General features: G+C 38.1%; 15 protein-coding genes. 2 read left to right on the top strand and 13 right to left on the bottom strand.

Features of this window, described 5'->3' with window-relative positions; all coding sequences use genetic code 11:
- Window positions 1–270: 270 nt before the first annotated feature.
- Complete coding sequence (gene katA, locus V7150_RS20580) at window positions 271–1731, bottom strand: catalase KatA (RefSeq protein WP_335522012.1); 1461 nt, start codon at window positions 1729–1731, stop codon at window positions 271–273.
- Window positions 1732–2003: 272 nt separating this feature from the next.
- On the opposite strand from katA, the gene V7150_RS20575 reads away from it, so the two are divergent.
- Entirely contained in the window at window positions 2004–2207 is a 204-nt protein-coding gene (locus V7150_RS20575; RefSeq protein ID WP_335522010.1) for a hypothetical protein, read from the top strand.
- A 108-nt stretch (window positions 2208–2315) separates the two neighbouring features.
- Here V7150_RS20575 and V7150_RS20570 read toward each other — a convergent pair whose 3' ends face one another.
- From V7150_RS20570 to V7150_RS20520, 11 genes are all read right to left on the bottom strand, one after another.
- Window positions 2316–2516 carry a cold-shock protein gene (locus V7150_RS20570; protein ID WP_335522009.1) on the bottom strand — a complete coding sequence of 67 codons (201 nt, stop codon included), beginning with the start codon at window positions 2514–2516 and terminating at the stop codon, window positions 2316–2318.
- 136 nt (window positions 2517–2652) lie between these two features.
- A complete protein-coding gene (locus V7150_RS20565) occupies window positions 2653–3402 on the bottom strand; it encodes a Cof-type HAD-IIB family hydrolase (protein WP_335522007.1) in 750 nt (249 codons plus the stop codon).
- A 156-nt stretch (window positions 3403–3558) separates the two neighbouring features.
- Window positions 3559–5277, bottom strand: coding sequence for an ABC transporter ATP-binding protein (locus V7150_RS20560; protein WP_335522005.1), 1719 nt, complete (start codon window positions 5275–5277; stop codon window positions 3559–3561).
- A gap of 129 nt (window positions 5278–5406) precedes the next feature.
- Complete coding sequence (locus V7150_RS20555) at window positions 5407–5715, bottom strand: iron-sulfur cluster assembly accessory protein (protein ID WP_335522003.1); 309 nt, start codon at window positions 5713–5715, stop codon at window positions 5407–5409.
- A 34-nt stretch (window positions 5716–5749) separates the two neighbouring features.
- Window positions 5750–5878: a hypothetical protein gene (locus tag V7150_RS20550; RefSeq protein WP_335522002.1), complete on the bottom strand. Its 129-nt coding sequence runs from the start codon at window positions 5876–5878 to the stop codon at window positions 5750–5752.
- A 154-nt stretch (window positions 5879–6032) separates the two neighbouring features.
- Window positions 6033–6746 (bottom strand): CDP-diacylglycerol--serine O-phosphatidyltransferase, encoded by a 714-nt coding sequence (gene pssA, locus V7150_RS20545; RefSeq protein WP_335522000.1) that lies wholly within the window; start codon window positions 6744–6746, stop codon window positions 6033–6035.
- Between the two features lie 33 nt (window positions 6747–6779).
- On the bottom strand, window positions 6780–7442 hold the full coding sequence (locus V7150_RS20540; RefSeq protein ID WP_335521998.1) for a phosphatase PAP2 family protein: 663 nt from the start codon (window positions 7440–7442) through the stop codon (window positions 6780–6782).
- 347 nt (window positions 7443–7789) lie between these two features.
- Window positions 7790–8392, bottom strand: coding sequence for a DedA family protein (locus V7150_RS20535; RefSeq protein ID WP_335521996.1), 603 nt, complete (start codon window positions 8390–8392; stop codon window positions 7790–7792).
- 95 nt (window positions 8393–8487) lie between these two features.
- A complete protein-coding gene (locus V7150_RS20530; RefSeq protein WP_335521994.1) occupies window positions 8488–8631 on the bottom strand; it encodes a hypothetical protein in 144 nt (47 codons plus the stop codon).
- Between the two features lie 202 nt (window positions 8632–8833).
- Window positions 8834–9610, bottom strand: coding sequence for a TerC family protein (locus V7150_RS20525; protein ID WP_335521992.1), 777 nt, complete (start codon window positions 9608–9610; stop codon window positions 8834–8836).
- Between the two features lie 386 nt (window positions 9611–9996).
- On the bottom strand, window positions 9997–11529 hold the full coding sequence (locus V7150_RS20520) for a carboxypeptidase M32 (RefSeq protein WP_335521990.1): 1533 nt from the start codon (window positions 11527–11529) through the stop codon (window positions 9997–9999).
- Window positions 11530–11794: 265 nt separating this feature from the next.
- Here V7150_RS20520 and V7150_RS20515 point away from each other — a divergent pair, with 265 nt between their 5' ends.
- Window positions 11795–13864, top strand: coding sequence for a peptidoglycan D,D-transpeptidase FtsI family protein (locus tag V7150_RS20515; RefSeq protein WP_335521988.1), 2070 nt, complete (start codon window positions 11795–11797; stop codon window positions 13862–13864).
- A gap of 284 nt (window positions 13865–14148) precedes the next feature.
- Here the strand turns inward: V7150_RS20515 and V7150_RS20510 are convergent, their stop codons facing one another.
- Window positions 14149–14604: a (2Fe-2S)-binding protein gene (locus tag V7150_RS20510; protein WP_335521986.1), complete on the bottom strand. Its 456-nt coding sequence runs from the start codon at window positions 14602–14604 to the stop codon at window positions 14149–14151.
- Window positions 14605–14634 lie beyond the last annotated feature (30 nt).

The following is a 14634-nucleotide window of genomic DNA, read 5'->3' as shown; positions in this document are numbered from 1 at the left end:
CCCCGACAAGCGCTGGAGGGCCTGACGTTGAAGTCGTTCTTTGACTTCAGCGGCAAGACCGAAGCGTCCTCGAGGGGCTAGGCGCTGCAGCTAGACGGGCTCCAGAACCTCCCCGCGGAAAGCGAGTGCCCGGAGAGGAAATCAACAGGCCCATTCGCAGGGACAATCAATATATTTGGTATTTATTTTTTGGCAGAATAAAAAATTGCCGAGAAAAATACCCTTTCTCGACAATCTGGCCGTTCAAAGAATCGAACGGCCTTTATTTGTTTATTTAACTTCCTGAGGAATTGCTAAATTCAAGCCTTTTGCTACTCGCTCGCCATACTCTGGATCTGCTTTGTAGAAATGCTGGATTTGACGAAGCTTGATATCCTCTTTCTCCACCGGCTCCATGGCACCTACGATGGTCTCCACCAAACGTGTACGTTCTTCCTCTGTCATCAATCGGTAAAGGTCACCCGCTTGTGTGTAATGATCATGCTGGTCATATGAAGCCTGCTCTGCTGCACCGGTAACCTGGAAGGCTGTTTGTTTATGTTCAGGCGCTTCCTTTGGACCATCAAAACTGTTTGGTTCATAGTAAACCGATCCGCCGCCATTATTATCTGGACGCATCGCACCATCACGTTGATAATTGTGTACTTCAACTTTTGGACGGTTAATTGGGAGCAAGTTATGATTAGCCCCTACACGATACCGGTGTGCATCGGAATATGCGAAAAGTCTCCCTTGAAGCATTTTATCCGGTGATGCCTCAACACCCGGTACCATTGTTCCAGGTGAGAATGTTGCCTGCTCTACCTCTGCAAAATAGTTTTCAGGATTGCGATTCAGAACCATTCTACCTACCTCAATTAATGGGTAATCCTCATGTGACCAGACTTTCGTCACATCAAATGGATCAAATCGATACGAATTGGCATCCTCAAATGGCATAATTTGCACGTGTAGCTTCCAGGCTGGGAAGTCACCATTCTCAATTGCATTAAATAAATCTTCTGTATGATAATCAGGATTTTCTCCCGCAAGTTTAGCAGCAACATCCGGTGACATGTTTTTAACACCTTGCTCGGTCTTAAAGTGATATTTTACCCAAACCGCTTCGCCGTCTTCGTTCACCCATTTGAAAGTATGACTGCCGTAGCCATTCATATGGCGAAGTGTCGCTGGAAGCCCGCGGTCCCCCATTAAATAAGTCACTTGGTGCAAGGATTCAGGTGATAAGGACCAGAAATCCCAAACAGCAGTTGGATTTTTCAAATGGGTTTTTGGATCTCTTTTTTGTGTATGGATGAAATCCGGGAATTTAATCGCGTCACGGATAAAGAAAATAGGTGTATTATTACCAACCAAATCATAGTTGCCTTCTTCAGTATAAAACTTTACTGCAAAGCCCCGAGGATCACGAACCGTATCAGCAGAACCAAGTTCCCCTGCTACTGTTGAAAAGCGAATAAACATTGGAGTGCGTTTACCAACTCCATTAAACAATTTTGCCTTCGTATATTTGGACATATCATTAGTCAATTCGAAATAACCATGTGCCCCGGCACCCTTTGCGTGTACTACCCGCTCCGGTACCCGCTCGCGGTTAAAGTGCGCCAATTTTTCTAGTAAATGGACATCTTGAATTAAAGTTGGGCCCCTAGAACCAGCGGTCATTGAATTTTGATTATCACCGACTGGTGCTCCGTTTCCTGTTGTTAAATGTTTGTTGCCATTACTCATTCGATCACCTCGTAAACTATTTTTTAAAACTTTACCTAAATTATAATATAAATCTCATTAAATTCAATACTAAATTATAATTATTTTAATTTAATATTGATTGTTAATAATAAAACCTGCAACCACTATTACATAGGTATTAAAAAATTAGGACGTTATTCCAAAATGAAGAAATAACATCCTAAAAATTTCTATATACTTAAGAGAAGTTATTTTTCCAAACTAAAAAAATAGATTATACTGTATGTAACACAATTTATAGGAGGATTACTATGAGTGAATCAAATCAATCAAACCTAAATGAAGAGCCAAAAAAGAAAATTAGTTTACAGGAAGCGATGAAGCAGCAGCTTGAAAATAAAAAAAATAAGACCGCTTCAGGGAATTCCACTTCAAGTAACACACAAAGTGCTAAAAAGATGAAAAGCCAGCAGACCAAAAAAGTAAGTAATACACGGAGAAAAATGGGTGTTTAATAATCTTTCAAGAGGATGACTCAAAAGGTGTGACCCTTTTGAGTCATCCTCTTTTGCCACAAAAAAACAGACCCTAACAATTATTAGAGTCTGTTTCATTGGCAGGTCTTATGATTTACGAACGTTTACCGCTTGTGGTCCACGTTGTCCATTTTCAATTTCAAATGTAACCTCTTGACCTTCATCTAAGGTTTTATAGCCTTCGCCTTGAATAGCTGAGAAATGAACGAATACATCATCTCCGCCTTCACGCTCAATGAATCCAAACCCTTTTTCACCGTTAAACCATTTTACTTTACCTTTTTCCATTTCTTTGTAGCCTCCTAGCATGTAACAATTACATGATTTTGCAAAATATACTTGCTCAATTATTTTTACCAATATGTTATTGTCATATACCATTTCAATTCTTAAAAAAGTTATTTTTTCTCTTTAAGTTGAGACTTCAAAGAACCCATGTGTGGATTGCTTTTGCCACACCATCCTCTTCATTAGTTGCTGTAACCCAGTCTGCGGCCGCCTTCACTACATCTTGAGCATTTCCCATTGCTACACCAAGTCCTGCCGATTTAATCATCATTAAATCGTTTCGACTGTCTCCCACGGCCATAACATTTTTCATTTCGATTCCGAGTCGGCTGCAGACAATTCCCAGCCCTTTCGCTTTATTAATTCCAAGCGGATTGACCTCTATATTTTTCATGGTAGAATTACTTAACTCAAATTCACCCTTTGCCTCTAATTCTTTTAAGATGAGCTTTCGAGTTGCATCATCATCAATATTAAATCCAAATTTTAACCATTCGATATTATGGATGTCCTCTGGCATTTCATCATGCCAATTCCGCTCCGTGCTGATCGCCCAAAACTTTGTTTTATGCTGTTTTGTAAGTTCCCACATCCACTCTATTAATTCCGCTTTCACAAAATTCCTTTCTACCAGTTCCCGTTTTTCATCCCAGATTTCACTGCCATTTACCGTTACCAAATACGATGTGAGCTCCAGTGCATCAGCATGTTCTCGACAGGTCGTTAAAGATCGTCCGGTACTTAAAACGACATATATCCCTTTTTCCTGAGCAGCTTTGATAGCCTGCTGATTCGCTTCAGATATTTGTCCTTTATTATTTAAAAGTGTTCCATCCATATCAAGTGCAACTAATTTGATATCAAGATCATTTTTGAAATTATCCATATGTAAAAAATAACTCCCTTCTCACTTTATCTAATTAAGAGTACACTTTTAATTTCCATTTTTCAAAGATACCATCTACAAACAGGTAACATAATATGTATATATTAAATGAAAAAAGACCCTGCATTTTATTAGTTGCAGGATCCTAATATACCATTATTGCTGCTGATATTGAACACGGTGAAGATTAGCAAAAATACCGCCCTGTTCAATTAATTCATCATGACGTCCTTCTTCGGCAATTCCCTGCTCTGTTACAACGACAATCCGGTCAGCGTTACGAATGGTCGCCAGCCTGTGGGCAATTATGAGGGTGGTTCTGTTTTGAGCAAGTTCTGTCAACGCTTCTTGAATCACCATTTCCGTTTCCGTATCAAGAGCTGACGTAGCTTCATCCAAAATTAAGATTGGTGGGTTTTTTAAAAACATTCGGGCAATTGCAATCCGCTGTTTTTGACCGCCGGAAAGCTTCAAGCCTCGTTCCCCAATTTGGGTCTCATAACCGTCCGGCAATGAAGCAATAAATTTTTCGAGATGGGCATGGCGGGCAGCCTCGGCAATTTCCTTATCAGTTGCATGCTGTTTGCCATAAGCGATATTTTCACGAAGTGTTCCTGTAAACAGAAACACATCCTGTTGAACAATGCCGATTTGGGAACGCAATGATTTTTTTGTCATATTTCGGATATCAAGGCCATCAATATAGATGCCGCCTTCATTTACATCATAAAATCTCGGAATCAGGGAGCAAATCGTTGTTTTGCCTGCTCCTGACGGTCCTACAAATGCTACAGTCTCACCTGAACGAATATCAATATTTATATTTTCCAAAACAGATTTATGCCTGTCGTAACAGAAAGATACGTCTTTAAATACGATATTTCCTTTAAGTGATACGATCTCTACTGCATCCTCTGTATCCTTTACTTCCGGTTCCGAATCAATCAGCTCTATAAAACGTTTGAATCCAGCCATTCCTTTTGGATATAATTCCATTATCGCACTGATTTTATCAATTGGTTTAAAGAGGACATTGACATATAGGACAAATCCAACTAATTCACCATAGGTTAGCTGTCCAGTGAAGCTCAACCAAGCTCCATAGACAAGGACGACAATCGTGATTAGCCTTGTCATCATATAGATACCCGAGAGACAGTAGGACATTACACGATATCCACTTAGTTTGGCACCACGGTATCTATGATTATTCTTTTTAAATCCTGCAATCTCAAACTCTTCATTTGTGAAGGATTGAACCACTCGACTTCCGGATACACTATCCTCTACACGTGCGTTTACGTCTGCAATGCTAGAATACATTTGACTCCACGCCTTGTTCATTTTTAAATTACAAACAACTACTAGAAGAATTAAAAATGGCAGGATTAGAATGGCAACAAGAGAGAGCTTCACATTGATCGTCAACATAATCCAGAATGCACCGATAAAGGTCATAATAGCGATAAAAACATCTTCTGGTCCATGGTGGGCAAGTTCGCCTAAGTCAAACAGGTCATTGGTGATTCTACTCATAATATGACCTGTTTTCGTATTATCAAAAAAGCGAAACGATTGTTTTTGGACATGTTCAAATAGTTCTTGCCGCATATCGGTTTCAATATTAATCCCTAGCTTATGGCCCCAATAATTAACAATAAATTGGAGGAATGTACTTAATAAGTAAACAAGGAAAAGGCCTATACTCACTGTGACAATCGCCTGCCAATCACCACCAGGCAGCAATTCATCAATAAACCAACTAACAGCCAGCGGGAAGGCTAATTCAAGAACAGCAACAATAACTGCACTGCTGAAGTCTAATATGAATAGCCGTTTGTGCGGGCGGTAATAAGAAAAGAAACGTCGAATCATTAGTAATCTCCTTTTTTCTATGATAGCAATAATAGGATTATATGAAATATATATGAATAATTTCAAGTATTTTGAAAATACCACTTAAAAATAAACACTTGGGAGCAAACGCCCCAAGTGTTTCTCAAATTAATGATGATGATGGTGGTGTCCGCCTTTTGAAGGATTGGTAATCAGCCATTCTTCTTTGGGGACCTGAAAAAACTGAATCCACACACCATCAAGATACTCATCATTTTTATCGAGAATAAAGTCAATTTCCTTATCGGTTTTGATCACTTCATCATTTTCTGTTGGCGTATCAAGTCTCAAATCATAGTGTGCATGATCCCCGTGGATGCTTGTAACGTAAACACGGAATAGCTTTCCTTGTGCCTCTTCTTGTTCCATCATTTTTTTCAATGATTTTGCAGCATTTCGATTGATTTTAACCTTCATTTTGTGCTCTCCTCTTTCTATGTATTCCTAATTATTATCCCACGATTAGGTTTAAATAGACAATTTTAAGGATTGAAATAATGGTTTGTTGGCTTTCATCCAGACCGCACTTCAACTCTATTTGCTCAAGCACTTGAACGATAGTGAAGATGGAATATCCCATTTAATAAACATAATTTACAGCTTCTTCATCGCAGAGTAACAGTCACCCGGCTCCATTTGGGTCATATAATTAGAATGCACATAAAAATAGTGATAGTAGTAATAAAGGTGTCAGGCACCATGTGAAAATTTCACATGGTGCCTGACACCGATTTTTATTTTGTACTATTTTTCCTTTTTGTCCGTACTAATTGGTATCCTATGAAGGCGACATACAGCGGAATAGCTACATAGATGAAATATGGAAACCGAAGCTGTTCCTTTTTAAAGACAAGATAAATTGCGTATCCTAAAAAAAGTGTAATAATAATGCCATATTTCGGGAGAGGGATATCCTTTAGGCTAGGAATTTTTATTGTACTTACCATCAAATAACATAAAATAAAGAATGCAATGACAAAGAGGTATCCCGGCATTTTACCATGAAAAAGAGTCAAGAGTGTTAACAAGCCACCCGCCGCTGTAATCGGAACGCCTGTAAAATACTTCAACGAAGATTTCACGGCATTAATGTTGAATCGTGCCAGCCGGTACGCTCCGAATAATGGAAAAAGTCCAGCAACCGCCATTCCGACTGCACCAAAAGAGGAATAATAGGAATAATAGGCCATCATTGCCGGCGCAACTCCAAAGGTGACGATATCTGCCAAAGAGTCAAGTTCTTTTCCCAAATCACTTTCCACACGAAGCATTCTGGCAATGCGACCATCCATGCTGTCGAGCATCATTCCAATTAAGATTAAAATAGCGGCATTCTTGTAATCCCCTTGCGCTGAATACATGACCGATAAAAAGCCAAAAAATAAATTTGCAAGGGTAAAAAGGTTAGGAATACTGTTTCTAATAATATGTATCACTCCAAATTTCAATTAGCAGAGCATAGGTCAATAAGATACCAACCATTAGTTTCCGCTTTTATATTTCTTATTATAACGCTTTTCTTGGTAAAATTGGAAAAACCAAATTGCAACTGTTAACCAAAATCCACTCGCTAAATATCCGCCAATAATATCACTTGGATAGTGGACACCTAAATAGATCCTGCTCGTTCCAATCGCCAAAATCATAAAAGCACTAAAAATAATCAGGATGCTTCTTCCCCACTTAGTTGAAATATGGCGCCAAAGCAAAAACGTAATAATCACATAAACGGTAAAGGCATTCATAGCATGCCCACTTGGATAACTATACCCTGAAATATCAATTAAACGATGGAAATTAGGACGAGCACGGTGGAAAACCTGTTTTAAAATTTGGTTTAATACTGCTGAACCGATAATCGCAGAAATGAATAATATTAATTCTGAACGATGATGTAATACTTTATAAAGGAAAAATATAAAAACGATACATAGAATGATAACAAATGGAGTAGAACCAATAAAGGTAAAAAATTTCATCACTTTTGTTAAAAATGGCGATTCCAGTCCTTGGATAGCTGCTATTACATCCCTATCAAAATCTATTATATTATTGTCACTTATTAACAACGAGATTAAGCCGAAGCTGAGAACGCAGACTAAACTTATGATGAAAGCAATAATTAGATGTAATTTCAGATTCATAACGAGATCCTCACAACGTGAATTTATAGCGTCTTTAAAAACATACCATATAGTACCTTAATATAACAATAAAATCTCTACCATCTCCTTACTTCCCTAAATCAAAAAAAGGCTTGCTAAAAAATCATTCCACCCCTCAGCCAAGATATACAGTAATAATGTTTGTTTATAACTGTATTTTGTGATTTTGCTGAAGGTCTGGACATTTTTAAGCAAGTCTTAATTATAAAATTATTTATTTGTTGCCCCCTCGGAGCACGTACCTATCGTCTTAGTCAGGTAAATGACAGAAGGTTTATTTAAGCTATACCAGTCTGAATTTGATAACCTAATGATCTATCAATACATTAGCTTTTTGTTTTCATTTTTTTAAATTTCCATTTATAAACGAGATAACAAAGGGTAAAAATGATGGCAATTATTATTGCAGGTGTAACAAACGGTTTTGCTGCTTGATTGATTTGATCCCATTTCGTTCCCAAGGTCATCCCTAGATATAGAAAGAGAATCGACCATGGAATGATTGCGGCAATGGTATAAATGCTAAATTTTGAAAATGACATCCGGGCAATACCAGCAGGAATGGAAATGGCATGTCTTACAAATGGGATAAAGCGTGCCGTAAAAATAACGCCTGACCCATATTTGCTGAACCATTGTTGGGCGAGATCTATATGATGTGGTTTGATAAACAAATATTTTCCATATTTATCGAGGAAAGGTCTTCCACCATATCTCCCCAACCAATACAGAAACCACTGGGCGATAATACCCCCAATTGTTCCTGCTACCACTGCCCCGATGAATGATATTTTTCCGATAGAAACTAAATAGCCACCATAAGATAAGACGATCTCACTTGGAATAATTTCGACCATTAAGCCAAGGGTAATGCCTAAATAACCAAGGCTTGAAAGCAAATCAAAGATGGACTGAATAAAATGTGACATAATCTACCTACCTTTTTGAAGAATTTCTCTTGTTGCTGATTGAAGTTTAAATGTTTAAATGATATTTCTTATATAAGAGTTAGTCACCCGCTACCCTAATGAATCAGTTGAAAAGGTTTCGTTTCCTTAACAGTTGTTTTGAATAGTTCATATCCAGATGTGGATACAGAAGCTGATAAAACACCTCCTGTAAATAATATACCACTAACTTCAACTGCATCTAGCACTTTCTTATTCATTTTCTTCCTTCTTCTTAGCCTTTTGTTGTTATATGATAAGAATAGACAATCAAACTAAACATACTATTAATGAAATATTAAAAATTTCTTAAATCTGAAGCTTTGGTAAAAGTTTTGAGTTGTAGTTGTACCTAATGTTTATTAAATTGAAAAAGCAATCCCCCCTCTTAGGAAGAATTGCTCATAATAAAATCCTTAAAGATTATGAAACTTTCGCTTTATTTCCCACTGATTCATCCGTTTTGTCTTTTGAGAAAAACCAGCCAGCTGCTGCTATGCCAACCAGCACGACGTAAAAGCTTATTTTCCATGCGGTTGAATGGGCAAATTCCTCACTTAGAATCCCTAACGAAGGATGCGAAAGTGTATAAACTGCTAGTTTAACACCAACCCAGCCAACAATTGTAAAGGCAGCGATTTCTAGACCAGGTCTTCTCTCAAGCAGCTTTACAAACTGGTTAGCCGCAAAACGCATAATGATTAAGCCAATAATACCGCCTGCAAATATAACTAAGAACTTACCGCCATCAAGCCCGCCGATATTTGGAAGCGGTGTGTCTGGAAGGACAACCGCCATAGCTACGGCTGCAAGAATAGAGTCAACCGCAAAGGCAATATCAGCTAATTCAACCTTGAATACTGTCATCCAAAAGCCGCTAGTTTTCTTAACTTCTTTCTGCTCCGTTTTTCCTTTCACAACTTTCCGGAAAATATGATTACCGGCCATGAATAATAAATATATAGCCCCTATTGCTTGAACTTGCCACACATCAACAAGGAAGGAAATCGCAAACAATGACGCAAAGCGGAAGATAAATGCTCCAGCAAGACCGTAGAACAACGCCTTTTTTCGATCTTCTTCAGGTAAATGTTTCACCATAATCGCAAGAACCAATGCATTATCTGCTGCCAAAAGACCTTCTAATGCCACCAAGATCACTAAAACCCATCCGTATTCCAGTAAAAGAGCAAAATCCATTAATTATTCCTCCTAAAAAATTTGATATTTTTCAAAAATACTCCCTTATTGCCATAAAAATAGGCCTTTACTGTATACAGTAAAGGCCTAAAAAAAACATAAAAGACCTTTACAGTAAAGTAAAGGTCTTGCTAACAACGTCATGTTGCCAATAAAGCCGGAGAAATCAATTCTCGAAATGACGACTTTATTGTAGCAGCTACTCCCCTTTAAAAAGGAAATATTTAATTAATTACAATATATTATACTTTTTATCAGATGTCAATGTTAGTTTGAAAGATTTATCCGACATTAACAGGCAGTAAGACTCCTCTTCAAGACTTTGATGGTACAAAAAAAGGTTGATTATAGGGCTAGAAAAAAAAACGATTAATTGAAGTTTTACTTTATAGTTCATATACCTCTGAATATTTTTCCTCAAGATATTCAACAAGATAATCTGCGTTTAATTCCTCACCAGTGACCTTAACGATTAATTCATTCGGTGTATAAAGTTTACCGAACTGGTGGAGTTTTTCCTTTAACCATGCTTGAATCAGGTCAAACTGGCCATTTTCAATATGGTTATAGAAATCAGGAAGATCCTTTTGTATTGTTCGCAGAATTTGGGCTGCATAGAGATTTCCTAATGAATAGGATGGGAAATAGCCGATGCCGCCAAAGGACCAGTGTACATCCTGAAGAACACCTTCAGTATCCGTACTTGGTGTAATTCCAAGATAATCTTGCATTTTTTGGTTCCAAATTTCAGGCAAGTCCTTAGCCTCAATCTCACCGCCAATTAATGCTTTTTCAATTTCATATCTTAGCATAATATGCAAATTGTAGGTTAACTCATCTGCCTCCACACGGATAAATGAAGGCTCAACCGTATTTACCGCACGATAAAATTCCTCAACTGAAACATTTGCTAATTGCGCCGGAAAATATTCTTGCAGCTTAGGGAAAAAGAACTTCCAGAATTCCTTGCTGCGTCCGACCATATTTTCTAAAAATCTTGATTGTGATTCATGTATCCCAAATGAAGCACCACTCTGAAGAACTGATTCCTCATATTCCGGATTTACGTGCTGCTCATATATTCCATGCCCTGCTTCATGAATTGTTCCGAAAAGGGCCGAACGAACATTTTTTTCTAAATAGCGGGTTGTCAAGCGAACATCCCCAATGTTCACTGTTTGGGCAAATGGATGCACGGTTTCATCCAGGCGCCCTGCCTCCATATCAAACCCAATGATTGGCAGGATGAAACGATTAAATTCTTTTTGTTTCTCGATGCCAAATGATTGCTCAAACACTCTAACTTGTGTCGGCTTTCCACTTTTCTTAATTCGTTCTAATAAATTTACACTTGATTCTCTTAATTTAGCAAATAAAGGATCTAGTCTCTTCACTGTTAAGCCCGGCTCAAATTCATCAAGCAAGGCATCGTATGGATGCTCCTCATAGCCATAAATTTCAGCGAATTTCCGCTTAAATTCAACAATTTTCTCCAATGAAGGAAGGTAGCGGGCAAAATCGTTGTTTTCTCGCGCTTCTTCCCATGCATCATTTGCCTGTGCCGTTAAGATACTGTATTCCTGAAAAAGGTCGGCCGGTATACTTTTGGATTTCTGGTAGTATTCTTTATACTCCCTTACCCTTGCCTTGGTGACTTCATCTAATTTTTCTCCATTTTCAGCAGAAGTAAGCGTTTCTAATAAATCTCCCATTTCCTTAGATACAGATAGTTTAAATACTTCCGTGCGTAATGTTCCAGTTGCCTTTGCAAAAACATTCCTGCCTTTTTTTGGTGCCATAACCTTTTGATCCCAGTCCGCTAAACCAATAATACTTGAAAAATGAGTTATTTTTTCATCTAACAGTTTAAATTGTTCTAATGCCTTCTGTAATGTTGGATTAGCTACTTTCTGTTCCATATGTAGCCCCCTTTTCATTATTCTATTTCCTAAAAGGATGTGAACCTACCACATCCCCATTTATTATAAATTAAAAATTCAAATAAGGAAAAATATTTGAAAATCTTTTTATAGACAAATTGAAACTTCCTTGTATGTCACTATATAACTGATACAACATTTTTCCATTATATATACATATTTTCCATTTTCTGTTGTGTCTGTTTTAATAATTAGGCATAATGAGTAAAAGGAATAAATTAGGTAAAAAGGATGTGTAACCATTTTGGAGAAGCTGACAAAGAAAAAGTCTCATTTCCCTTTTCGCTTAAATTTACTTTTTTTTAGTGTATTTTTATTATTTTCAGTCCTTATACTGCGTCTTGGCTTTGTACAAATTGTGTATGGAGAAAATTACAAAAGAGATTTAGAAAGGAAAGAAGATATTACGGTTAGTAATTTAGTGCCTAGAGGAAAAATGCTCGATCGTGATTTTCGGGTGGTTGTCGATAATGTTCCAAAAAGTGCGATCATCTACACGAATGAAGGGTTTAGCCAGAAGGAAATGCTAGAAACCGCTAAAAAGTTAGCGCAGCTGATTGATAAAAAAACAGACAAGGTCACTGATAGAGACAAACAGGATTTCTGGCTCATCAAAAATCAAAAGCGAGCGGATGCCAAAATCACAAAAAAGGAAAAAGACTTATACGATGCCAAAAAATTAACGGACAAAGAGATCTATAAATTAAAATTGGATCGCATCACTGAGGAAGAATTGAAAGAAATAACAGATCCCGAACTTGAAGTGCTGGCGATTTACCGGGAATTTACCAGCGGATATAAATTTACCCCGCAAATGGTAAAGAACGAAGACGTTACTGAAAAGGAATTTGCCGTTGTAAGTGAAAATCTTCAATCGCTCCCAGGCGTTGAAACGACAACAGATTGGGACCGATCGTATGCTTTCGAAAATACCTTGAGATCTGTTTTAGGAAAGGTGACAAAGTCCGATGAAGGTCTTCCTGCTGATAAATTAGATTATTTTTTAGCAAAGGGCTATAGCCGTAATGACCGTGTCGGCAAAAGTCAATTAGAATTGCAGTATGAAGATGTTCTTCACGGATACAAATCAAAGGTGAAAAATATTACAGATAATAAGGGCAACGTCATTGAAACCCACTCTGTTTATACTGGTAAAAAAGGAAAAGATCTTGTTTTAACGATTGATATGGAACTCCAAATGGCTACTGATAAGATCCTTGAAGAAGAACTTTGGGCTGCAAAAACATCACCAGGTACAAGTTTAACCGATCGTGCTTACGTCGTCTTAATGGATCCCTGGACTGGAGAAGTATTAACGATGTCAGGAAAAAAAATTGTCAATGACAAAGATACCGGAAATGACGAAATGATTGATGATGCCCTGGGGACCTTTACTACCACATTTAGCGTCGGTTCCGCGGTAAAAGGCGCAACGATTTTAACCGGCTATAAATCAGGCGCAATTTCTCCTGGTACTTCTTTTGATGATGCTGGGATCAAAATTAAAGATACTCCTATAAAAAAATCGTATGCTTATTTAGGTAAAATAAATGATATTGATGCCTTAAAAAAATCTTCAAACGTCTATATGTTCCATACAGCTATTAATATCGGTAAAGGACATTATGAATACGACAAACCATTAAATTTAACTAACAAGTTTTCTTTCGAAACAATAAGAAACTCTTTTGCTTCCTTTGGCCTTGGAACAAGAACAGGGATTGATCTACCGAATGAACAAACAGGTTTTAAAGGACAAAGCAAGCTGCCGGGTTATTTACTCGATCTTGTTATTGGTCAATATGATACATATTCTACCATGCAGCTGGCACAATATGTGTCCACTATTGCAAATGGCGGCTACCGAATGCAGCCCCATGTGGTAAAACAAATTCGTGAACCCGCAAGTGAATCGGATGAATTGGGACCAGTCCTGCAAGAAATCAATCCAACTGTCCTGAACACGATTGATGTAAAAAAGGAATGGATGAGTCGTGTCCAGACTGGATTTAAAAAGGTCATGCAGGAACCGGGGGGAACTGCATATAACTTTTTTCAGGGTGTTACATATTCACCTGCAGGTAAAACCGGGACCGCCGAAGCCTTTTACGACGGACCACTACGCAGTAATTATGGAAAAGAGCCGCCTCCGGTTATGAATTTAAGCCTGGTGAGCTACGCCCCAAGCACAAATCCTGAAGTAGCCATGGCCGTTTTAGTTCCATGGGCTTACGAAGGAGACGTAGATAACCGTGCTAGCCTCAAAATAGGCAAGCGGGTTTTGGATACGTATTTTCAAATTAAAAATAAATAATGGTTTAAATCGGTACCAAATGGCGAAATAATTTTTTTTTGATTATTTTAAAAAAAGCAAAACCAATGATTTGTCTTCAATTAAGACTTTAAGCGACCGGATAGCTGGAATTTTCACCTGTACGGTCGCTTAACCGACTTCTAATCGACCATTTCGCAAGAAAATCTACCCGTTAGGTCGTTTATGAAACTTCTTATCGACAATCCCGCAAGGAATTTCACTCATTCGGTCGTTTTGCAATTAAATATTAAAAAAGCGAAAAACGCCCAGTAACTTGGCGTTTTTCATGTCTTCTTTAACACCGATTTCACAGCCTGCTCAATTTCAAAATAACTCGTGCAGCGGCAAATATTCGATTCAAGCCATTCTTTAATGGTGTGATCATCAGCATCCGGATGCTGTTCGATTAAAGAGTGGCAGTTCATAATAAACCCTGGTGTGCAATAACCGCATTGAAACGCGAAGTGCTCAACAAAGGCTTTTTGAATCGGGGTATCCGCCAGCCCTTCAATCGTTGTCACTTTTTTCCCAACCGCTTCCACGGCTAACATCAAACAAGACTTCATTGGCCAGCCGTCGACATTCACGGTACATGCCCCACAGTCGCCGTTTAAACATCCTGGTTTCGATCCTGTCAGGCCAAGCATCCTTCTTAATGTATATAAAAGGGTATCAGCTGACCTTACCGTAACCATCCGACTTTCTCCATTTACGTTTAACGTACCCGTATAGGTTTTCAAGGTTCCACTCTCCCTCCTTTGACAAAGTGA

The sequence above is a fragment of the Neobacillus drentensis genome, from assembly GCF_036965245.1.
In the GTDB taxonomy this organism is placed as follows: Bacteria; Bacillota; Bacilli; order Bacillales; family Cytobacillaceae; genus Neobacillus; species Neobacillus drentensis_G.
This window is presented reverse-complemented; position numbering and strand designations above follow the sequence as displayed.

Excerpts from the sequence above, each read along its gene's own strand:
- katA (WP_335522012.1), bottom strand. The coding sequence starts at position 1,731 with ATGAGTAATGGCAACAAACATTTAACAACAGGAAACGGAGCACCAGTC.
- V7150_RS20575 (WP_335522010.1), top strand. The coding sequence starts at position 2,004 with ATGAGTGAATCAAATCAATCAAACCTAAATGAAGAGCCAAAAAAGAAA.
- V7150_RS20570 (WP_335522009.1), bottom strand. The coding sequence starts at position 2,516 with ATGGAAAAAGGTAAAGTAAAATGGTTTAACGGTGAAAAAGGGTTTGGA.
- V7150_RS20565 (WP_335522007.1), bottom strand. The coding sequence starts at position 3,402 with ATGGATAATTTCAAAAATGATCTTGATATCAAATTAGTTGCACTTGAT.
- V7150_RS20560 (WP_335522005.1), bottom strand. The coding sequence starts at position 5,277 with ATGATTCGACGTTTCTTTTCTTATTACCGCCCGCACAAACGGCTATTC.
- V7150_RS20555 (WP_335522003.1), bottom strand. The coding sequence starts at position 5,715 with ATGAAGGTTAAAATCAATCGAAATGCTGCAAAATCATTGAAAAAAATG.
- V7150_RS20550 (WP_335522002.1), bottom strand. The coding sequence starts at position 5,878 with ATGGGATATTCCATCTTCACTATCGTTCAAGTGCTTGAGCAAATAGAG.
- V7150_RS20540 (WP_335521998.1), bottom strand. The coding sequence starts at position 7,442 with ATGAATCTGAAATTACATCTAATTATTGCTTTCATCATAAGTTTAGTC.
- V7150_RS20535 (WP_335521996.1), bottom strand. The coding sequence starts at position 8,392 with ATGTCACATTTTATTCAGTCCATCTTTGATTTGCTTTCAAGCCTTGGT.
- V7150_RS20530 (WP_335521994.1), bottom strand. The coding sequence starts at position 8,631 with ATGAATAAGAAAGTGCTAGATGCAGTTGAAGTTAGTGGTATATTATTT.
- V7150_RS20525 (WP_335521992.1), bottom strand. The coding sequence starts at position 9,610 with ATGGATTTTGCTCTTTTACTGGAATACGGATGGGTTTTAGTGATCTTG.
- V7150_RS20520 (WP_335521990.1), bottom strand. The coding sequence starts at position 11,529 with ATGGAACAGAAAGTAGCTAATCCAACATTACAGAAGGCATTAGAACAA.